We start from the raw sequence: 19,975 nt of genomic DNA on the forward strand, positions 1-19,975 counted from the left end.
AGCGGCGGCGGCGCGGCACCCGATGATCGGTAAAATCGTCGCCACAACCGTGATCATCATAGCGCTCGCAGCTATTGTGTCGAACCCGATACACAACCGACACGCCGCCAACAAGCGCCCACGCTAGCCTCGCCAGCCGCAACACGTCCTTACATCAGCACTTCCCGCCTCACGGCGAGACGCCTATGCTGAAACCACCACCTCGCAGCCCATCTTTGTGGTTGGCGGCCTACTGGCAGATGAACAGCCCCATGCACAACACCCAAACGACCGTGACTGATGAGCATAAAGACGACAAGCGCTGGAGCATCCGCGCGCTGATCGTCGACGATGACGTGCCGATCCGCGAGCTGATGATCGACTACCTGGCCCGCTTCAACATCCACGCCAGCGGCGTCACCGACGGGGCGGCCATGCGTCAGGCGATGCAGGCCGAGCATTTCGACGTGGTGGTCCTCGACCTGATGCTGCCCGGCGAAGACGGCCTGTCGCTGTGCCGCTGGCTGCGCGCCGAATCGGACATCCCGATCCTCATGCTCACCGCCCGCTGTGAACCCACCGACCGCATCATCGGCCTGGAACTGGGCGCCGACGACTACATGGCCAAACCGTTCGAGCCGCGAGAACTGGTGGCGCGGATCCAGACCATTCTGCGGCGGGTGCGCGATGACCGTACCGAGCAACGCGCCAATATTCGCTTCGACAATTGGCGCCTGAACAGCGTCCTGCGCCAACTGATCGCCGACGATGGCCTCGTGGTGCCGTTGTCCAATGCCGAATTCCGCCTGCTCTGGGTCTTCATCGAACGCCCGCGCCGGGTCCTCAGCCGCGAACAACTGCTGGACGCCGCCCGCGGCCGTTCGATCGAAGCCTTCGACCGCAGCATCGACCTGCTGGTGTCGCGTCTGCGGCAAAAACTCGGCGACGACCCGAAAGCCCCGCAATTGATCAAAACCGTGCGCGGCGAAGGTTACCTGTTCGACGCGCGAGACATCGGCTGATGCGAGTGCGCTTCGACACGCTGTTCGGCCGCCTGTTTGGCATGCTGTTCGTGGCGATCGTCCTGGCGCACTTGCTGGCCTTTGCCTGGTTCCACCATTACGGCCCGCCTCCGCCGCCACCCCCGCCAGAATTTGCCGAGGGCGTCGACGGCCAACGGCCACCGCCGGACCCACGTTTCGCCCACCGCCCGCCACGCCCGTGGTTCGGCGGGCCGCTGGTGCCGCTGACCTTCCAGTTCATCTCGCTGATGATCGCCGCCTGGTACGGCGCCAAACTGCTCAGTCGGCCGATCCAGCGCCTGAGCGACGCCGCCGAACGCCTGAGCGAAAACCTCGACAGCCCACCGCTGGACGAATCCGGCCCGCGTGAGGCGCGGCAAGCGGCATACACCTTCAACCTGATGCAACAACGCATTCGCGAACAGGTGCAGCAACGGGCACGCATGCTCGGCGCCGTCTCCCACGACCTGCGCACCCCGCTGTCGCGGCTGAAACTGCGGCTGGAAAAGATCGACGACGACAAACTGCAAGGCCAGATGCGCCAAGACCTGAACGACATGATCAGCATGCTCGACGCCACCCTCACCTACCTGCACGAACAGCGCACCAGCGAAGCCCTGCAGTTGATGGACGTGCAGGCGCTGGTCGAATCGCTGTGCGAAAACGCCCAGGACCAAGGCGCAGACGTGCAGGTCAGCGGCCATTGTGCACCGCTGCAGGTGCAACCGATGGCGCTGCGTTCCTGCATCAACAACCTCATGGACAACGCCCTGCGCTATGCCGGGCAGGCGCGCATCGAACTGCAGGATCAACGCGAGCAACTGCTGATCCGCGTGATCGACCACGGCCCCGGCATTGCCGAAGACAAACGCGAGGCGGTGTTCGAACCGTTCTATCGCCTGGAAGGCTCACGCAACCGCAACTCCGGCGGCGTCGGCCTGGGCATGACCATTGCCCGCGAAGCCGCTCAGCGACTGGGCGGCCAATTGAACCTGGACGAAACACCCGGCGGCGGCCTGACCGCAATCATCCGCCTGCCCCGCACCTGAGAACATACAACTCCCTTTGGGAGCGGGCTTGCTCCCACAGTTGGATTGGGTATTTTCAACTGGAGATTGGTCGGCTGTCAGGCCGCCTTCGCGAGCAGGCTCGCTCCTACAGTTTGATTTGTGTGTAACCGGTTAGAGGTTGGTCGGCTGTCAGGCCGCCATCGCGAGCAGGCTCGCTCCTACAGTGACCGCGTACCCCCAAATAGGCCGAGTGTCAGCTCGCCTCGCTTTTGATCTGCAGGCCCCGTCGGCAGGCTGAGTGGAGGGATTCATCCGGGGGTGGGAGCGCCGCGACCGTTCGACGAAGTCGAACACATCGAGAGGAGGTGCAGCGAAGCAAACCGTAGGCGATGCCCCCGGATGGATCCCGGAGCGAAGGAACCCGAGCCACGGCGAGGGCCGAACGTTGGGGCAAGCCTTTTGGGTTATTTTTTCGCTGGGCCGGCATTCCGGCGTCTGGAAAAAGTGACTCGCCGTAAGGGCGAAACCGCCAGCCGCAACACCCGAAGCAACGGATATTCACCCCAACCCCAAGAACATGGTCGGCCCAAAGGCCGCCAAGTCAAAGCATCCCCGCCCAACCTAAACCCGAGCCTGACTCTTGCTCCAATCCGTCAACAAACTATAAGCCACCGCCAACAGCGTAGGCCCAATAAACAACCCGATAAACCCAAACGCAATCAACCCGCCAAACACCCCAAGCAACACAATCACCAACGGCAGATTCCCGCCCCGGCTGATCAGATAAGGCTTCAACACGTTATCCACGCCACTGATGATGAACGTCCCCCAGATCCCGAGAAACACCGCCATCCCATACTCACCCTTCCACGCCAGCCAGGCCGTGGCCGGAATCCACACCAACGGTGGCCCCATCGGAATCAGGCTCAACAGGAAGGTCACGATCCCCAGCACCAAAGCCCCCGGCACCCCGGCAATCAAAAACCCGATCAACGCCAGAATCGCCTGCGCCGCTGCGGTCCCGATCACCCCGTTGACCACCCGCTGCACGGTGCCGGCCACCAGCTCGATGTAATACCCGGCACGCTCGCCGATCAGCCGCTGCAGCAGACCGTGCACGAACGCCGCCAGGCGCGGCCCGTCGCGATAGAAAAAGAACACGAAGACAATGCTCAGGGTCAGCTCGAGAATGCCGCCGCCGATCTGCGCACTGCGCGCCAGCAACCAGTTCCCGACCTGCCCCAGATACGGCTTGATCGACACCATCAGCGCCGCGCCCTGCTGATCGATGCTGTTCCAGATGCCGACCAGCCGCTCACCCACCAACGGCACGCTGCCGAGCCAGACCGGCGCTTCCGGCAGACCGTCGACCTGCACATCCTTGATGAACGCCGTGGCATCGCGCACATGATCGGCCAGGTTGAACCCCAACCACACCAGCGGTGCCGCCACCAGCAACATCCAGCCCAGGGTCAAAATGCCTGCGGCCAGTGATTCGCGCCCATTGAGCCAACGGGTCAGCAGACGCATCAGCGGCCAGCTGGCAAACGCCAGCACCGCGCCCCAGAACAGCGCCGACCAGAACGGCGCCATCACCCACAGGCTGGCACCAAACAGCACCAGCAGGAGGATTTGCACCAACAGCCGATCGTTATTGAGCATGTAAGGTCTCGAAAAAGTCAGTCCGTCAAAGAGTAGGCGAACGCGCCACGCGTGCTCGCCCGATACAGCTTATCGCAACAGATCGATGCGCAGGCCCGCGCTGTCGGCACTCCCCGCCTCCATCCGCGCCGCACGCACGCCTTGCCCGATCAGTGCCTGGCGCCAGGCCTCAGCCTTCGGCCCGGAAATCGTCACCCGCAAGGTGGTATCGAGGTTCAAGCCACGGGAAATCAACCGCAGCCAGGTGTCATCCGGGTCGCCATTCAGTTTCGGCAGGTTCAGCTCGCCAGTGCTCTTGAGCTGACGCAACAGCGTGGCCGAGGTCGGCAGCAGCTCACCCAGTGGCGCGGTCGCCTCGAACTGCTCGACATGCAGATAGGCTTTGCGATTGCCTCGGGTGATGCTGTAGAGCGCCACCAGGGTGTTGTCCTTGGGGGCGGCCAGGCGCAACAGCAGATAGGCCTGTTGCTCGTCGGCACCGTACAGCTTGGAATTGCCGAACACCTCGTTGGCCCACAGGCTGCTTTCGCCGCAGTCGCGAGCCTGACACCAGAACAGCAACTCGGCGCCCTGTTTTTGCAGGGCTTCACGGGCAGCCGTGAAGGCTTCGGTGGCGGCGTGCTCCGGTGGCAACTCGTAAGTTACCGAGGTGGTCTGGCCGCGCGCGGTGACCTGGCCGTCGAAGCGTAACTGGCCGCTGATCTTGCGGATCGAACCCAGCGGGTAGATTCGTTCAAGCTCGACGGGAGGCCGATAGTCGACGATCTGCGCATCGGCCAGACGCGGCACGATCTGCAGATCCTGGCTGCCCGGCACATCGGCAGCGAATAGAACGGGACTGAAACAGCACAGCGCCAACAGACTGAGTGACCGCATAGTCAGGCTCATCGGATCGGCATGGCTTGGCGGGTCGGGGTCGCAGCGGTATAGAAATCCATCGTGTTTGTCTCCCATTTCAACCCGCCCAGCCTCGACAGTTGCCCGGTGCAAGTCAAGGAATGGCGAAGAAGCGATTGAAACAGTCTGCGACAAGGTCGGCACCGGACTCATCGTTCAGGTGCAAATGGTGCCCGCCCGCCAGCTGTTCCTGGCTAAAGGGTAGACGCTCCAGCAACTCCGGATGTTTGGCCAGCATGCCGTCGGCAGCGACCACCAGTTGCGCCGGGCAGCTGATGCGCTGGACGAAGGCCATGGCCTGTTCCTGCGTCAGGCGCAGCGGCGATGGCAGGGTCAGGCGATTGTCGGTGCGCCAGGTATAACCGCCGGGCACCGGCATCAGCCCGCGTTGCGCCAGCAGTTCGGCGGCTTCGCGACTGACCGCCACCAGGCCTTTCATCCGCGCTTCGATGGCGCGGTCGAGGGTGTTGTAGACCGGTTTGCGCTTTTCGCGCAGGTCCAGTTGCGCCTGCAGGGCCATGCCCATGCGCTCGGCGGCGTTTTCGCCTTTGTCCGTAGGCGGAATCACCCCGTCGATCAACGCCAGATGGCTGATGCGCTCCGGCAACGAACCGGCCAGCACCAGCGAAACGATGGCGCCCATCGAATGCCCGAGCAGGCCGAAGCGCTTCCAGCCCAGTTGTTCGGCGACCTGCAACACGTCGTGGGCGTAGTCCCACAACGCATAGCCGGCACCATTCGGGCGATGCCCGGAGTGACCGTGCCCGGCCATGTCCAGGGCAATGATGCGCAAGCCTTTGAGCTTGGGCGCCAGCCGCGCAAAGCTGTTGGCGTTGTCGAGCCAGCCATGCAGGGCAATCACCGGCAGACCGTCTTCGGGACCGAACAAATGCGCCGCCAGTTCGATATGCGGCAGGCTCAGACGCACTTCTTCGAAGGTCGGGTTCATGCGCAGTCCTTGTCCTGACGACCTTCCCAGCGGTTGAACAGATTCTTCAACAGGCGCGCGGTGTCCTGCGGACGCTCCAGGGGAAACATGTGCCCGCCCGGAATACTCAGCAATTCACCCTGCGGCAAGCGCGAAACGAAACTGCCGTGATGACGCATCACCACGCGGCTCTTGTGCCCGCGCACCACCGCCAGCGGCACTTTCAGTTGCCGGGTGCGGCCCGGGCTGGTGTGCGGCACGCCGCGATAGATGCTGATTTCGGTGGCCGGATCGAAGCGCAGTCGCAACTTGTCGCCGACCTGGTGCAAACCGTGATGCAGGTAGGCGTCGAAGCACTCCGGATCGAAACCGCGAAACAGGCTCTTGCCGGCAAAGTAGCGGCGCGCACTGTCGAGGTCGGCAAACTCTTCGCGGCGGCCGAGCGTGCGGCCGGCGGGGGTCAGCTTGTCGATGAACCCGAAGCGCTTGGCCGCGCGGATCACCCATCGGTCAGTACGGGTCAGTACCGGCGAATCGAGCATCACCACACCGCGATACAGCTCAGGGCAACGCAGCGCTGCGTGCAGGTGCAATACGCCGCCAAAAGAGTGGCCGACGCCCCACACCGGTTGATCCTGTTGCTGCAAATGGTGGATCAGTTCGTCGACGAGGTTGTACCAGTTGTCGTCCGCCGGGAAACGCGGGTCATGGGCATGCACTTCCAGATGCGCGACCCGGTACTCGGGCGCCAGCGCCGCGAACAACTTGCCATAGGTGCCCGAGGGAAACCCGTTGGCGTGGGTGAAAAAGATCGGTTGCGACATGCCGGTAAATCCATGAGCGGAAAACATGCCGCTGATTGTCCGCAAGAGCGGCGGTATCAGCAATGACCATAACTGCCAGAAAGGGTGGTGGAGATGTCGCGAAAAGCAAAAGATCGCAGCCTGTGGCAGCTCCTACATTGAGATATGTACCCTGTAGGCGTCTGCCGCAGGCTGCGATCTTATGATCTTATGGATCCTCAACGTGCCGGCGGCTGCTCGCCCAGTGGCACCACCGCCATGGTCAGGCGCGAGACGCAGCTGGCCTTGCCTTCATCGCTGGTCAGGCGGATATCCCAGACATGCGTGGTGCGGCCGATATGAATCGGTTTGGCCACCGCCGTCACCCGTCCGCTGCGCAAGCCGCGCAAGTGGTTGGCGTTGATCTCCAGCCCCACGCAATAGAACTTGCTGGCATCGATGCACAGGTAGCTGGCCATCGAGCCGACAGTTTCCGCCAGCACCACCGAGGCGCCGCCATGCAGCAGGCCGTAAGGCTGGTGGGTGCGGTGGTCGATGACCATGCTCGCCGTCAGCGACTCTTCGTCGAAGGCTTCAAAGCGGATATCCAGCACTTCGCCGATGGTGTTTTTCTGGATTGCGTTCAACTGCTCGATGTTCGGAGTGGTGCGCCACAAGGTCATCGCAGGCTTCCTTTGTTGTTTTGATCGTCACTCAATCCTGCCACAGCACCGCCTCGCTGCGCGCGCTCCATTCTTCAAAGCGCGCGCCGTAGGTGTCTTCGATGACGTTGCGCTTGATCTTCAATGTCGGCGTGAGAAAGCCGTTTTCCACCGCCCAACTGTCCTTGACCACCACCAGCCGTCGCAGGCGTTCGTGCTTGTCGAGTACGGCGTTGACCTCTTCCAGCAGCTTCTCCAGGCTCGAATGCAGACTCGCCCGCGCCTCCTCCTGATTGACGTTCGAGAGCACACACAAGCCCAGCGGCGCACTCAGACCATCGCCCACCACACAGACCTGCTCGATCCGCGAATGCACCGCCAGGCGGTTTTCAATCGGCGCCGGGGCCACGTATTTGCCTTTGCTGGTCTTGAAGATTTCCTTGAGCCGCCCGGTCAGGCGCAAGCGCCCCTCGGCGTCCTGTTCGCCCTTGTCGCCGGTACGCAGGAAGCCGTCTTCGGTCAGGGTTTCGGCGGTTTTCTGCGGCTCCTTGAAATAGCCGAGCATGTTCGCCTGACTGCGCACCTGCACCTCGCCGGACTCGTCGATACGCACTTCGACCTCCGGGCACGGCTTGCCGATCCAGCCCTGTTTGTATTGGCCCGGCAGGCAGATGTGCGAGTAGCCGCAACTCTCGGTCATGCCATAGACCTCCAGCACATCGAGGCCGAGCTTCTGATACCAACTGAGCAGGGTCTGTGGCACTGGCGCGGCACCAGACAGGGCGACGCGCAGCGCATCGAGCCCCAACCCGGCCAACACTTTGTGCCCTACCCGCTTGCCAATCCACGGCAGGCCCAACAGGAAATCCAGGCGTTTGGCCGGGATCTTGCCGTACACGCCCATCTGGAATTTGGTCCAGATTCGCGGCACGCCGAACATCGCGGTGGGCCGCGCCCGTTGCAGATCGGTGATGAAGGTGTCGAGGCTTTCGGCAAAGAACACGGTTTGCCCGGTATAGATTGAGGCCAGTTCAACGAACATTCGTTCGGCGACATGGCACAGCGGCAGGTACGACAGCAGCCGGTCGTTCTCGTTGAGGCCGAACAACTGCGTGCCATGCGTCGTGGCAAACCCCAGATTGGCAAAGCTGTGCATCACGCCCTTGGGCAACCCGGTGGTGCCGGAGGTGTAGATGATGGTTGCCAGTTGCTCGCCCGCCGGGCGCGGGTCGTCCTGGATCGGCGAGCGCTTCTGCAGGTCGTCCCAACTGAAATCGAACGTGCCGGGCGGATGCAACGGCAGGCTGATGGTTGGCAAGTCCGTTGGCACACCGGCCGACATCCCGGGCCAGTCATCGAGCTTGCCGATGAACGCCAGCACGCTATCCGAATGCGTGAGGACCTGATTCACTGAGTCTGCCGTGAGGTTGGGATACAGCGGCACCGACACGTGCCCGGCCATCCAGATCGCCAGATCGGCGATGATCCAGTGCGCGCAGTTTTTCGAGATCAGCGCGATGTGGCTGCCTTGCGGCAATTCCCGGGCGCGCAGCCAATGCGCGGCGCAACGGGCCTGGTGGCCGACATCGGCCCAGGTCAGGGTCTCGACCTGCCCGCCGCCGATGGGCTGCACGAGAAAACGCTGGCGCGGGTGCCGGGCCTCACGTTCGTAAAACACGTCCAGCGGTAAACGGAAGGCGGCAGACATGCGACTCGCTCCTGTTTTTTGGGTCTGGAGCAAGCGTAGTCAACCAAGCAAGTGCTTGGTTGGATTTTTTACCAAAAGAAACAAGATCAAAAGATCGCAGCCTTCGGCAGCTCCTACAGGGGGAACGCATTCCCATGTAGGAGCTGCCGAAGGCTGCGATCTTTTGTTTTTAAGGGTGCTTGAGGCTGTTGAGTTTCATAGAGCCGATCAGCAGCTCAGGGCTTTCCAGCTCGGCCAGGCCCGCCGTGCTGACCTTCTCCGGCGGATACCCGGCGCCATGTTGCAGATAGCTCAGCAGATTGCCCACCAGCGGGTTGTGGCTGACCAGCAACACATTGCTCACCGACACCAGTTGATCGGTGACCTTGTCCGGATCGGTCTCCGGGGTCAGCCATTCGACGGTGCGAATCTCCGGCTCGAACCCCAATGCCTCGCGGACAATCTGCGCGGTCTGTTGCGCACGCAGATAAGGGCTGGCGTAGATCGCCGTCAACGGTTTGCCCATCAACCGGGCGGCGCTGCTCAAGGCTTCCTTGCGGCCGTGTTCGGTCAGCTCCCGCTCGGAGTCGGGGCGCGAGCCATAGGGCTCGGCCTCACCGTGACGCAATACCCAGAGTTTCATAGCTTGGGTTCCTCATCTCGGGCCGGATGCGGTGCCGGCGGCACGGCGTGCGGCGCTTCCCCTTCCGGGGCACGCGGGGTTGGCCAGTCGGCGAACGGCCACGGTTTCTGGTCGCTGTGAAAACTGCCGAAACGGCCGATCTGCGCCAGGAACTGGCTCAGGCTGTCGCCGAAATTCATCAGGCTGGCGCTCGGGGCGCCATAAATCAAACGATAGATCAGTTGCACCAGCACCACCGCGCCAAGGATAAACTGCGCCACTTGCCAGACCAGCACGTAGACGATCATCCACAGCACCCGCAGGAGAATGGATTCGTACTTGGCTTCGGTTTTCGGATCGTTCATGGCTCGCTTCCTGTTGAATCAGTTGAAACCGCTGGTGGAAATAAAGTCGACGTCGGTTTTCGGCTCGGCACGCATCAGTAGACCGATCACCTGCTCCAGCGTGCGTCCTTCGAACAGAATCGCGTGCAGCCCGGCGACCAGCGGCATGTACACGCCGGCCTCCTGGGACTTGGCCTTGAGCACTTTCAGGGTGTTCACCCCTTCGGCGACTTCGCCCAGACGCGACACCGCCTCATCAAGGCTCAAGCCCTGACCGAGGGCAAACCCGACCTGATAGTTGCGGCTCTTCGGTGACGAGCACGTGACGATCAAATCACCGACCCCGGCCAGACCGAGGAAGGTCATGGGATTGGCGCCCTGATTCACCGCAAAGCGGGTCATCTCGGCCAAGGCGCGAGTGATCAGCATGCTCTTGGTGTTTTCGCCCATGTTCAGCGCCACCGCCATGCCGGCGATGATCGCGTAGACGTTTTTCAGTGCGCCGCCCAGTTCGACACCGAAACGATCGGCGCTGGCATAAACGCGGAAGGTGCGACCATGCAGCGCAGCCTGCACCTGTTTGCACAGGTCTTCGTCCTCGCTGGCGACCACGGTGGCGGTCAGCGCGTGCTCGGCGATCTCCCGCGCCAGGTTCGGCCCGGACAGCACGCCGATGCGCGCCTGCGGGGCGATCTCTTCGAGGATCTGGCTCATCAGTTTGAACGTGTGGGCTTCGATGCCCTTGGTCAGGCTGACCAGCATCTTGCCGCTCAGACGTTCGGCGTGGGCGGCCAGCACCGCGCGCAGGGCGCTCGATGGCAGCGCGACGAAGCACAGCTCGCAGGCGTCGAGGGTCGCTTGCAGGTCAGTGACGGCGGTCACCCCCGGCAGAATCTTGATGCCTTTGAGGTAACGCGGGTTCTCGCGATTGACCCGGATGGCCTCGGCCTGCTCGGGGTCACGCATCCACTGCCGGACTTGATGGCCGTTCTCGGCCAATAGATTGGCCACGGCGGTACCAAAACTTCCGCCTCCCAGGACCGCAATCGGGCGCTGTTCAGTCATATGCAATCCGTTAATCCATACCAGTGGCGATGCCGGCATTATACGGGGCGACCGGGTCGCGGCCAGCCCCTGCGTCAATTACCGGCACTTGTAGGAAGAAGACCGATAAAACCGAGGAAAATGCCCGCATCGTGACTGGAAAAGTCGCTGTCCTCGGTTAACATGCGCGCCAAATCTTTGTGATCAAGGCTGTGTCGTGTCTTTTGCTTCTCCCCCCTTGCGTTCGTCCCTGTTGCTGGCGCTGCTATTCAGCCCGGTGTTGCAGGCGGACGACCTGTTTGTCGACAGCGAAACGCTGCCGCAGGTGCTGACGGCCACGCGCCTGAAACAGACACCGGCGGAAGTGCCGGGGAGCATGACCGTACTCGACAGTGAACTGATCAACGCCAGCGGCGCCCGGGACATCAGCGAACTGCTGCGCCTGGTGCCGGGGATGATGGTCGGCAACATCAACGGCAATCAGGCGGCGGTCAATTATCACGGGACCAATGCCAGCCAGGCGCGGCGCATGCAGGTGCTGATCGATGGCCGTTCGGTGTACCGCGCGGGTCTCGCCACGGTGGACTGGAGCGACATTCCGGTGGCCATGGAAGACATCGAGCGGATCGAGGTTTTCCGTGGGCCGAACACTGTCAGCTACGGCGCCAACGCGCTGATGGCGGTGGTCAACATCATCACCCGCAACCCGGCAGACAGCCACGGCACGCGGCTGAAGTACACCCGTGGCCAGCGCGGCATCAACGACTTCTATGCCAGCCAGGGCACCGGCTGGAATGGCGGCGATCTGCGCCTGTCGCTGTCCGGCCAGGAAGATGATGGCTTCGACAGCGACCGCACCGGCGCCGATTATCGCGACAGCCGCCGCTTGAACCGCTTCAGCCTCGCCGTCAGCCAGACCCTGAGCGACAACCAGAGCCTCGACTGGCAGGTCAACGCGAAGGACGGCACCAATCAGCGGCCCTACACCTACCACCCGGTGTTCTCGGGGATTACCGCTGCCGGGAACAATTCCGACGTGGTCGCCAAGGATTACGCCGGCTCGGTGCGCTGGAATCTCGACATCAATCCGCAACACAGCCTTTATGTACAAGGCTCGGCCCAGCACTGGGACCGTCAACAGGTGTGGCGCGCCTGCGATGCCGAAGTGTCGTTCAGCCCACAGCTGACGCAGCTGTGGCAGCTCAACCCGAACTACACCGAACGCCTGGCGCGCAACATCACCCGCTTCACCGGCCCCGGCCCGGAGGCTGGCACGCCACAGGAAATGGCCTTGGCCAATCAGGTGCTGGATCAGTGGCGCAACGGTGCCAGCCAGACCCTGTGCGGCGACATCGACCAGAGCGCCCGGGAGTCGCGCTACGACCTCGAACTGCAGGACACTCTCAGCCTGTCCGACAGTCTGCGGCTGGTCAGCGGCATGAACTATCGTTACGACCGGGCCGATTCCGAGACCTACTTCAACGGCACGCTGGACGACACCACCTGGCGTGCGTTCGGCCAACTGGAGTGGCGCGCCAGTGAACACTGGCTGCTGCAGGGCGGCGCAATGTTCGAAAACACCCAATTGATCGGCAGTTCGCTGACGCCGCGCTTTGCGGTCAACTACCTGATCAACCCGCGCCACGGCCTGCGCGCGGTGTACTCGGAGGCGATCCGCTCGCCGGACATGTTCGAGAACAACGTCAACTGGAGCTATCAGGTGAGCAACCTGCGGCCCTCGGCCTACGGTCAGTCCTCGGCCCGCTACTTCGTCAAGACCCGTGGCCCGGGCGATCTCGATCAGGAGCACATGCGCTCACGCGAGCTGGGCTACAACGGCTATTTCGCCGAGCTGGGCCTGGCGGTCGATGTAAAACTGTTCTACGACGAAATCACCGGGATGATCAGCGAGCCGCTGCGCAACAACCAATACATCGCCAGCAACGCCAACAGCTCGCGCTTTCGCGGCACCGAAACCCAGCTCGACTGGCGCGTGAGCATGCGCGATCGCCTGCGCTTCACCTACGCCTTCGTCGACGCCGAGGCGAGCAATCCGCTGGATCAGCAATTCACCTCGCGCAACAGCGGCTCCGCCGGTTGGCTGCGCGATTGGGGTCACGGCTGGAACAGCGCCCTCTTCTATTACGGCGACAACGCCCTCAACGGTTACCGTTTCGAACGGGTCGACACGCGCATCGCCAAACGCATCGCTCTGGGCAAGGCCCAACTGCAATTGGCCGGCGTGCTGCAACAGCGGCTCGACAACGAGCCGACCACCTTCGTCGACAACAACTACGACGAACGCCGGGTGATGTACTTCAGCGCCGAGCTGGAGTTCTAAGGTGCGCTACGGCACGACAAACAAGACGCCAACCCTTGGCCACTGGCTGGCCGGTGCCTGTCTGTTTTTGACCGCGTGGCTGCACGGCGTGGCGGTGCAGGCCGCCGATATTCTGTTGACCGGCGCCGAAGAAAGTCCCGGGGTGCAGGCCTTCGTCCAGGCCCTGAGCGAACTGCGCCCCACCGACAACGTGCGCTTCCAGCCTCTGGCCAGCCTGCCGGCACCGGGCAAGTTGCCGAGCAATCTGCGGATGATTCTGCTCGACCTGCCCAGTCTCGACTGGCGCCTTAAGGAACCTCAGGGGCCGGCAACGCTGGTGCTGCGCATCAGCCGCCTGCAAGCCCGGCAGCGCTTGGGCGCCGCGCAACCGGCGCACCTGAGTCTGCTGTGGAGCGATCCACCGCTGGGGCGGCAGCTGAAATTGATTCAGCGGATTCTGCCGCAGGCGCGGCGAGTCGGCGTGCTGTTCGATCAACACAGCGAGTTCCTGCTCAAGGAGCTGCAACTGGCCGCCGCGCCGTTGCACCTGCAAATCGTCAGCCAGCGCTGGGACAACACCCAGGACAGCCGCCCGTTGCAGGCAGTGCTGAAAAACAGTGACGTGCTGCTGGGCCTCGACGACCCCGACCTGTACAACCCGAAAACCGCGAAGAACCTGCTGCTCAGCAGCTACTCCCGGCAGATCGCACTGGTCGGGCCGAACGCGGCGTTTGTCCGTGCCGGTAGCCTGGCCAGCACGTACAGCGATCAGCCCGATTGGCTGGCCATCCTCGACGAATTGCTCGACCGCCAGCCAGCCACTTGGCCGCGAACGCTCTATCCCGAACGTTTTAAAGTTTCAAGTAATGCGCAGGTCGCTCGTTCCCTGGGTATCGAGCCAATCGATGAAACGTCTGTTGCCCGCCAGTTGGCTGAAGGAGAAAGCCATCCATGAATCTGCGTCGTCGCTGGGACATCAATACCCGCACGCAATTGATCAGCCTGGGCCCTGCACTGCTGCTCACGCTGTTGCTGATCAGTTTCTTTACCTTCGTGCGGATCCAGGATTTGCGCCAGGAGCTCAATCACACCGGGCAACTGATCGCCAATCAACTGGCCCCGGCCACCGAGTACGGGGTGATTTCCGGCAACAACGACGTGCTGGAAAGCCTGCTCAAAGCCACCCTGGCTACACCGAACGTGCGCTTTATCGAGGTACAGGACAGTGCCAACCGGATCCTGGCCTACGTTGAACAAGCCGCCGATGCGCACAACCGACCGCATCAGGTCGAGGTGTTCCAGGCCCCGGTGCGCCTGCAGCGGATCGCCCTCAACAGCGATTTTTTCCACGACGCCAAAGCCAGCAACAACGTAACCAGCGAGGATTATCTGGGCCGGGTGATCGTCGGTCTGTCCAACGATGCCTTCAGTCAGCGCCAGCAGGAAATTCTGTTCAAGGCCGGGATTCTGGCGTTGTTCGCCCTGCTCTTCACTTTTGTTCTGGCGCGGCGTCTGGCCGGCAGTCTGTCGGCGCCGATCCGCGATATCGGCAACGCGGTCAAGGCAATTCAGCAAGGCGACTACAAGACCCCGCTGCCGATCGTCGATGACACGGAATTGGGTGCCCTGTCGCAACACATCAACAACCTCGCCCAGGCTCTGGAGCAAGCCAGCCGCGAACAGCATCAGGCGATGGCGCAACTGATCCAGACCCGCGAGGAAGCAGAGAAGGCCAACAACGCCAAATCCGATTTCCTCGCGATGATGAGCCACGAACTGCGCACGCCCATGAACGGCGTGCTCGGCATGTTGCAGTTGCTGGAAACCACGGACATGACCGAGGAGCAGATCGAGTACGCAGCGCTCGCCTCGGAGTCCACCGAGCATTTGCTGAAAGTCATCAACGATATTCTCGACTTCTCGCGGATCGAGCGCTCGGAGCTGGAACTGGAGCACATCCCGTTCAACCTCGCCGACCTGATCGGCGCTTGCGCCCAGTCGTTCCAGCACAGTGCGGTGCAACGTGGACTGGCCCTGAACCTGCGGATTCCCGAGGACATGCGCGGCTTGCAGGTGCAAGGCGACCCGACGCGGATCCGGCAGATTCTGGTCAACCTGGTGGGCAACGCCTTGAAGTTCACCGAGCGCGGCCGAGTCAGCATCGAGGCGCAATGGCAGTCGCTGGATCACGAACTGCTGTGGTTCACCTGTTCGGTACGCGACAGCGGCATCGGGATTTCGTCGGAAAGTCTGGAGTTGATGTTCAACGCTTTCCAGCAAGCTGACAGTTCGATTTCCCGGCGCTATGGCGGCACCGGCCTCGGCTTGCCGATCGCCCGCACCCTGGCCGAACGCATGGGCGGGACGTTGCGTGCGCAAAGTGAAGAAGGTCTGGGATCGGTGTTCACCCTGGAAATCCCGCTGGCTTTATATAAGCAGACGTTGCCGCAACTGGCAGCACCGCGCGCAGCCAGCGGCAACGGGCATGGCGAGGGGCGCAAGGTGCTGCTGGTGGAGGACAACCCGGTCAACCAGACCGTCATCGAAGCGATGTTGCGCAGCCTGGGCTTTACGGTCAGCGTCGCCACCGATGGCGCGCAGGCCATACGCAGCGCCGAAGGTAATGATTTCGAAGTGATTCTGATGGACTGCCGTCTGCCGATCATTGACGGTTACGAGGCGACCCGGCAGATCCGGCTGCTGCCCGGACGCGCTGATGTGCCGATCATCGCGCTGACCGCTAACGCGCTACAGGGCGACCGCGAAACTTGCCTGTCGGCAGGCATGAACGATTATCTGGCGAAGCCGTTCAAACGCAATGACCTACAACAGATTCTGCAGCGCTGGGTGCAGTAGTGACGGTTTTTCGACCATCTGCGACTGGCGTGAAAAGCGAAAGTGCGGCAGTCTTAGGCACCCGAACAAGCCTCAAAAGAGGCTTGAATAAAAATTTCAGTGCACAAGTGTACATTCATGTCCTTGGTGCTGTGACTTTCACCACAACGCAATAGTCTATGAGTAGGCTGCCGGTACGAGGCATGAACGCGTCGATCGGCCGGGAAGATTTGCCCCACCTGCCGCATGGGATTATTGAGGAGCTCGCATGACCAAACAAAACGCCTTTACTCGGGAAGACCTGCTGCGCTGCAGTCGCGGTGAGCTGTTCGGCCCAGGTAACGCGCAACTGCCCGCCCCGAACATGCTGATGGTGGATCGCATCACCCTGATCAGCGAAGAAGGCGGCAAGTACGGCAAAGGTGAATTGGTCGCCGAGCTGGATATCAACCCTGACCTGTGGTTCTTCGCGTGCCACTTCGAAGGCGATCCGGTGATGCCGGGCTGCCTGGGTCTGGACGCCATGTGGCAACTGGTCGGCTTCTTCCTGGGCTGGCAAGGCTTGCCGGGCCGCGGCCGTGCGCTGGGTTCGGGCGAAGTGAAATTCTTCGGCCAGGTCCTGCCGACCGCCAAGAAAGTCACCTACAACATTCATATCAAACGCGTCCTCAAGGGCAAGCTGAACCTGGCCATTGCCGATGGTTCGGTGACTGTCGACGGTCGCGAAATCTACACCGCCGAAGGCCTTCGCGTCGGCGTGTTCACCTCCACTGACAACTTCTAAGGGTTATTCGCATGCGCCGCGTCGTTATCACTGGTCTGGGCATTGTTTCGTGCCTGGGCAATGACAAAGAGACCGTCTCCGCTAACCTGCGTGCAAGCCGCCCTGGCATCCGGTTCAACCCGGAATATGCTGAAATGGGTCTGCGTAGCCAGGTTTCCGGCTCCATCGACCTCAACCTTGAAGAACTGATCGATCGCAAGATCTATCGTTTCGTCGGCCACGCAGCGGCTTACGCCTACCTGGCCATGAAAGACGCCATCGCTGACTCCGGCCTGACCGAAGAGCAAGTGTCCAACCCGCGTACCGGCCTGATCGCCGGCTCGGGTGGCGCGTCGACCCTGAACCAGATGGAAGCGCTGGACATCCTGCGCGAGAAAGGCGTGAAGCGCGTTGGCCCATACCGCGTCACGCGGACCATGAGCAGCACCGTTTCCGCGTGCCTGGCCACTCCGTTCAAGATCAAGGGCCTGAACTACTCCATCGCTTCTGCCTGCGCCACCAGTGCTCACTGCATCGGTACCGCCATGGAACAGATCCAGATGGGCAAGCAGGACATCGTCTTCGCCGGTGGCGGTGAAGAAGAGCACTGGAGCCAGTCGTTCCTGTTCGACGCCATGGGCGCCCTGTCCAGCAAGCGCAACGACACCCCGGAACAAGCCTCCCGCGCCTACGACGCCGACCGTGACGGTTTCGTCATCGCTGGCGGTGGCGGCATGGTCGTGGTTGAAGAGCTGGAACACGCTCTGGCCCGTGGAGCCAAGATCTACGCCGAAATCGTTGGCTACGGCGCAACGTCCGACGGCTACGACATGGTTGCCCCGAGTGGCGAAGGCGCGATCCGCTGCATGCAGATGGCAATGTCCACCGTCGACACCCCGATCGACTACCTGAACACCCACGGCACCTCGACTCCGGTCGGCGACGTCGCGGAAATGAAAGGTGTGCGTGAAGTGTTCGGTGACAAGGCGCCAGCGATCAGCTCGACCAAGAGCCTGTCCGGTCACTCCCTGGGCGCCGCCGGCGTTCACGAAGCGATCTACTGCATGCTGATGATGGAAGGCAACTTCATTGCCGGTTCCGCCAACATCGACGAGCTGGACCCTGAAGTGGCCGATCTGCCGGTGCTGACCAAGACCCGCGAGAACGCCACCATCAACACCGTGATGAGCAACAGCTTCGGCTTCGGCGGCACCAACGCCACGCTGGTACTGAAGCGCTGGGAAGGCAAGTAATTCTCCCCGCTTGAGCCGCACATGAAAACGCCCCGACTGGTTCGGGGCGTTTTTTTGGCCTGCAGAAAGCACAAATCCCTGTAGGAGCTGCCGAAGGCTGCGATCTTTTGACCTTGAACAACAGGGTCAAAAGATCGCAGCCTTCGGCAGCTCCTACACAGGATATCCGAGGCGTTCGAAAATGAAACTTCTGTCATGAAACCTTGCCCCCTGCGACCGAATGTCGCGGATTTAGCGGGCTGCAGCACTGTTGCAAAATACGCAACAACACCTTGCACAAATAATCCATTTACTTAGCAAGCTAACAAATCATATAAAAGAGTCCTGCACACGCCTTGCTGCAGATAACTTGAGATTTGGAGCTAGCAGATGACTGTAAAAGTAACTGAACGCGACGATTCACACATGTCCCATGAAGGCGTAGCCGCCGGTGTACGGATCTGGGATGTGCATCAACAAGACTTGCTGGTCGGCATGTTCCACAACGAGATCGACGCCCACAACTACAAGGCCGAACTGGAGCTGCAAGAGCGACAGCGGGATCTGAAATCCGCCTGATCACCAGCACGCGAACATTCATATGTGGCGAGGGCGCTTGCTCCCGCCGGACTGCGCAGCAGGCCTGCTTTAAAGATAAAGAGCAGGCCCGCTTCGCGCCCCGGCGGGAGCAAGCTCCCTCGCCACAGTTTGTCGTTGTTACCGCTTTATCGATTTACCACATCAGGTCGTCAGGGATCTGATAGGCCGCATACGGATCGTCCTCGGCATTGACCTCTTCGGTCTGCACGTTGAGCTGGACGATACGCTGTGGGTCGCGCTCCTGGATCTTCAGGGCCGCTTCACGGGGGATCACTTCGTAGCCGCCGGCATGGTGCACGATGGCCAGCGAGCCGCTGCTGAGCTTGTTGCGCATCAGCGTGTTGACCGAGATGCGCTTGACCTTCTTGTCGTCGACGAAGTTGTAGTAGTCCTCGGTGGTCAGCTTCGGCAGACGCGAGACTTCGATCAACTGCTTGACCTGCGCGGCACGGGCCTTGGCCTCGGCTTTCTCTTGCTGCTGACGGTTCAGCTCCTGGTCGCGCTTGACCTTCTCGGCCATGGCTTCCTGGGCGGCGCGCTGCTGCGAATCATCCAGCTCGGCCTGCCCCTTGTGGGCCAGACGCTGTTGCTTCTGCTTGTCTTTGCTGACCTGCTTGGCCTGCTTTTGGTTGACCAGGCCTGCTTTGAGCAACTGGTCGCGAAGGGAAAGGCTCATTAATGCTTACTCACTTGGGCAACGGCTCAGCCGCAGCTGGGCACATTCTTTTCCTGGCGTTTGGCTTCACCCCACAGGGCGTCCAACTCTTCGAGGGTGCAATCTTCCATGGGACGACGGGTGTCGCGCAATGCCTGTTCGATAAATCGGAAACGTCTTTCGAACTTGGCGTTGGCGCCCCGTAGCGCGGTTTCCGGATCGACCTTCAGGTGCCGGGCCAGGTTGACCACGGAAAACAGCAGATCGCCGATCTCGTCGGCCACCGCTTGCGGATCGTTTTCGGACATGGCTTCGAGCACTTCATCGAGCTCTTCACGCACCTTGTCCAGCACCGGCAGCGCATCCGGCCAGTCGAAACCGACCTGCGCTGCGCGCTTCTGCAGCTTGGCCGAACGCGACAGCGCCGGCAACGCGGCAGGCACATCATCGAGCAGTGACAGTTGCTGCGGCGCGGCGGATTTCTCGGCGCGTTCCTCGGCCTTGATCTCCTCCCAGCGCTGCTTGACCTGTTCTTCATTCAGGCGCGGCACATCCAGCGGCGCATACAGATCACCGGTAGGGAATACGTGCGGATGGCGGCGGATCAGCTTGCGGGTGATGCTGTCGATCACCCCGGCAAATTCGAAGCGCCCTTCTTCCCGGGCCAGTTGACTGTAATAGACGACCTGAAACAACAGATCACCCAACTCGCCCTGCAAGTGATCGAAGTCGCCGCGCTCGATGGCATCGGCCACTTCGTAGGCTTCTTCGAGGGTGTGCGGGACGATGGTCGCGTAGGTTTGCTTGATGTCCCACGGGCAACCGTACTGCGGGTCGCGCAGGCGGTTCATCAGGTGGAGCAGGTCTTCAAGGCTGTACATACAAAATCTCACTCAACCGTGTAGGAGCTGCCGCAGGCTGCGATCTTTTG

At 61.8% G+C, this 19,975-nt stretch carries 19 protein-coding genes; 8 read left to right on the forward strand and 11 right to left on the reverse strand.

Annotation, left to right across the window (positions count from 1 at the left end):
* Window positions 1-251 precede the first annotated feature (251 nt).
* Both NN484_RS22135 and NN484_RS22140 read left to right on the forward strand, forming a co-directional pair.
* Window positions 252-1,001 (forward strand): response regulator, encoded by a 750-nt coding sequence (locus NN484_RS22135; protein ID WP_047600365.1) that lies wholly within the window; start codon window positions 252-254, stop codon window positions 999-1,001.
* On the forward strand, window positions 1,001-2,050 hold the full coding sequence (locus NN484_RS22140) for a sensor histidine kinase (protein WP_215502081.1): 1,050 nt from the start codon (window positions 1,001-1,003) through the stop codon (window positions 2,048-2,050). The genes NN484_RS22135 and NN484_RS22140 overlap by 1 nt, the downstream gene beginning before the upstream one ends.
* 582 nt (window positions 2,051-2,632) lie before the next feature.
* Here the strand turns inward: NN484_RS22140 and NN484_RS22145 are convergent.
* The 9 genes from NN484_RS22145 to NN484_RS22185 all read right to left on the reverse strand — a co-directional run bounded on the left by NN484_RS22145 (window position 2,633) and on the right by NN484_RS22185 (window position 10,660).
* Entirely contained in the window at window positions 2,633-3,673 is a 1,041-nt protein-coding gene (locus NN484_RS22145; protein ID WP_274657904.1) for an AI-2E family transporter, read from the reverse strand.
* 69 nt (window positions 3,674-3,742) lie between these two features.
* Window positions 3,743-4,549, reverse strand: a complete 807-nt coding sequence (locus NN484_RS22150; protein WP_127652294.1) for a DUF4892 domain-containing protein — start codon at window positions 4,547-4,549, stop codon at window positions 3,743-3,745.
* A gap of 115 nt (window positions 4,550-4,664) precedes the next feature.
* Window positions 4,665-5,519: an alpha/beta hydrolase gene (locus tag NN484_RS22155; RefSeq protein WP_274657905.1), complete on the reverse strand. Its 855-nt coding sequence runs from the start codon at window positions 5,517-5,519 to the stop codon at window positions 4,665-4,667.
* Window positions 5,516-6,322: an alpha/beta fold hydrolase gene (locus NN484_RS22160; protein WP_274657906.1), complete on the reverse strand. Its 807-nt coding sequence runs from the start codon at window positions 6,320-6,322 to the stop codon at window positions 5,516-5,518. The genes NN484_RS22155 and NN484_RS22160 overlap by 4 nt, the downstream gene beginning before the upstream one ends.
* A 197-nt stretch (window positions 6,323-6,519) precedes the next feature.
* Entirely contained in the window at window positions 6,520-6,963 is a 444-nt protein-coding gene (locus tag NN484_RS22165) for a hotdog fold thioesterase (protein ID WP_085610695.1), read from the reverse strand.
* 31 nt (window positions 6,964-6,994) lie between these two features.
* Window positions 6,995-8,650 (reverse strand): AMP-binding protein, encoded by a 1,656-nt coding sequence (locus NN484_RS22170; protein WP_274657907.1) that lies wholly within the window; start codon window positions 8,648-8,650, stop codon window positions 6,995-6,997.
* Window positions 8,651-8,819: 169 nt separating this feature from the next.
* Window positions 8,820-9,272, reverse strand: coding sequence for a phosphohistidine phosphatase SixA (gene sixA / locus NN484_RS22175; RefSeq protein WP_215502087.1), 453 nt, complete (start codon window positions 9,270-9,272; stop codon window positions 8,820-8,822).
* Window positions 9,269-9,616 (reverse strand): DUF4389 domain-containing protein, encoded by a 348-nt coding sequence (locus NN484_RS22180; RefSeq protein WP_007968953.1) that lies wholly within the window; start codon window positions 9,614-9,616, stop codon window positions 9,269-9,271. Before NN484_RS22180 ends, sixA begins: the two co-directional genes overlap by 4 nt.
* Window positions 9,617-9,634: 18 nt before the next feature.
* On the reverse strand, window positions 9,635-10,660 hold the full coding sequence (locus NN484_RS22185) for an NAD(P)H-dependent glycerol-3-phosphate dehydrogenase (protein WP_215502088.1): 1,026 nt from the start codon (window positions 10,658-10,660) through the stop codon (window positions 9,635-9,637).
* Between the two features lie 196 nt (window positions 10,661-10,856).
* Between NN484_RS22185 and NN484_RS22190 the strand changes: the two genes are divergently transcribed.
* The 6 genes from NN484_RS22190 (at window position 10,857) to NN484_RS22215 (ending at window position 18,368) form a co-directional block, all read left to right on the forward strand.
* A complete protein-coding gene (locus NN484_RS22190; protein WP_274657908.1) occupies window positions 10,857-12,980 on the forward strand; it encodes a TonB-dependent receptor plug domain-containing protein in 2,124 nt (707 codons plus the stop codon).
* Between the two features lies 1 nt (window position 12,981).
* Window positions 12,982-13,914: an ABC transporter substrate-binding protein gene (locus tag NN484_RS22195; protein ID WP_127652300.1), complete on the forward strand. Its 933-nt coding sequence runs from the start codon at window positions 12,982-12,984 to the stop codon at window positions 13,912-13,914.
* Window positions 13,911-15,815, forward strand: coding sequence for a response regulator (locus tag NN484_RS22200; RefSeq protein ID WP_215502090.1), 1,905 nt, complete (start codon window positions 13,911-13,913; stop codon window positions 15,813-15,815). Before NN484_RS22195 ends, NN484_RS22200 begins: the two co-directional genes overlap by 4 nt.
* Window positions 15,816-16,062: 247 nt before the next feature.
* Complete coding sequence (fabA, locus tag NN484_RS22205) at window positions 16,063-16,578, forward strand: 3-hydroxyacyl-[acyl-carrier-protein] dehydratase FabA (RefSeq protein WP_003227150.1); 516 nt, start codon at window positions 16,063-16,065, stop codon at window positions 16,576-16,578.
* Between the two features lie 11 nt (window positions 16,579-16,589).
* Window positions 16,590-17,810, forward strand: a complete 1,221-nt coding sequence (gene fabB / locus NN484_RS22210) for a beta-ketoacyl-ACP synthase I (RefSeq protein ID WP_003227152.1) — start codon at window positions 16,590-16,592, stop codon at window positions 17,808-17,810.
* Window positions 17,811-18,179: 369 nt separating this feature from the next.
* Window positions 18,180-18,368, forward strand: a complete 189-nt coding sequence (locus NN484_RS22215; protein ID WP_007957795.1) for a hypothetical protein — start codon at window positions 18,180-18,182, stop codon at window positions 18,366-18,368.
* Between the two features lie 154 nt (window positions 18,369-18,522).
* On the opposite strand, the gene NN484_RS22220 is transcribed toward NN484_RS22215, so the two are convergent.
* Both NN484_RS22220 and mazG read right to left on the reverse strand, forming a co-directional pair.
* Window positions 18,523-19,065 carry a DUF2058 domain-containing protein gene (locus NN484_RS22220; protein ID WP_007968960.1) on the reverse strand — a complete coding sequence of 181 codons (543 nt, stop codon included), beginning with the start codon at window positions 19,063-19,065 and terminating at the stop codon, window positions 18,523-18,525.
* A gap of 26 nt (window positions 19,066-19,091) precedes the next feature.
* A complete protein-coding gene (gene mazG / locus NN484_RS22225; protein ID WP_274657909.1) occupies window positions 19,092-19,925 on the reverse strand; it encodes a nucleoside triphosphate pyrophosphohydrolase in 834 nt (277 codons plus the stop codon).
* Between the last annotated feature and the right edge of the window lie 50 nt (window positions 19,926-19,975).

This window comes from Pseudomonas serboccidentalis (assembly GCF_028830055.1).
GTDB lineage: Bacteria > Pseudomonadota > Gammaproteobacteria > Pseudomonadales > Pseudomonadaceae > Aquipseudomonas > Aquipseudomonas serboccidentalis.

Coding starts and splice junctions, on each gene's coding strand:
- NN484_RS22135 (WP_047600365.1), top strand. CDS start 252: ATGCACAACACCCAAACGACCGTGACTGATGAGCATAAAGACGACAAG.
- NN484_RS22140 (WP_215502081.1), top strand. CDS start 1,001: ATGCGAGTGCGCTTCGACACGCTGTTCGGCCGCCTGTTTGGCATGCTG.
- NN484_RS22145 (WP_274657904.1), bottom strand. CDS start 3,673: ATGCTCAATAACGATCGGCTGTTGGTGCAAATCCTCCTGCTGGTGCTG.
- NN484_RS22150 (WP_127652294.1), bottom strand. CDS start 4,549: ATGCGGTCACTCAGTCTGTTGGCGCTGTGCTGTTTCAGTCCCGTTCTA.
- NN484_RS22155 (WP_274657905.1), bottom strand. CDS start 5,519: ATGAACCCGACCTTCGAAGAAGTGCGTCTGAGCCTGCCGCATATCGAA.
- NN484_RS22160 (WP_274657906.1), bottom strand. CDS start 6,322: ATGTCGCAACCGATCTTTTTCACCCACGCCAACGGGTTTCCCTCGGGC.
- NN484_RS22165 (WP_085610695.1), bottom strand. CDS start 6,963: ATGACCTTGTGGCGCACCACTCCGAACATCGAGCAGTTGAACGCAATC.
- NN484_RS22170 (WP_274657907.1), bottom strand. CDS start 8,650: ATGTCTGCCGCCTTCCGTTTACCGCTGGACGTGTTTTACGAACGTGAG.
- sixA (WP_215502087.1), bottom strand. CDS start 9,272: ATGAAACTCTGGGTATTGCGTCACGGTGAGGCCGAGCCCTATGGCTCG.
- NN484_RS22180 (WP_007968953.1), bottom strand. CDS start 9,616: ATGAACGATCCGAAAACCGAAGCCAAGTACGAATCCATTCTCCTGCGG.
- NN484_RS22185 (WP_215502088.1), bottom strand. CDS start 10,660: ATGACTGAACAGCGCCCGATTGCGGTCCTGGGAGGCGGAAGTTTTGGT.
- NN484_RS22200 (WP_215502090.1), top strand. CDS start 13,911: ATGAATCTGCGTCGTCGCTGGGACATCAATACCCGCACGCAATTGATC.
- fabA (WP_003227150.1), top strand. CDS start 16,063: ATGACCAAACAAAACGCCTTTACTCGGGAAGACCTGCTGCGCTGCAGT.
- fabB (WP_003227152.1), top strand. CDS start 16,590: ATGCGCCGCGTCGTTATCACTGGTCTGGGCATTGTTTCGTGCCTGGGC.
- NN484_RS22215 (WP_007957795.1), top strand. CDS start 18,180: ATGACTGTAAAAGTAACTGAACGCGACGATTCACACATGTCCCATGAA.
- NN484_RS22220 (WP_007968960.1), bottom strand. CDS start 19,065: ATGAGCCTTTCCCTTCGCGACCAGTTGCTCAAAGCAGGCCTGGTCAAC.
- mazG (WP_274657909.1), bottom strand. CDS start 19,925: ATGTACAGCCTTGAAGACCTGCTCCACCTGATGAACCGCCTGCGCGAC.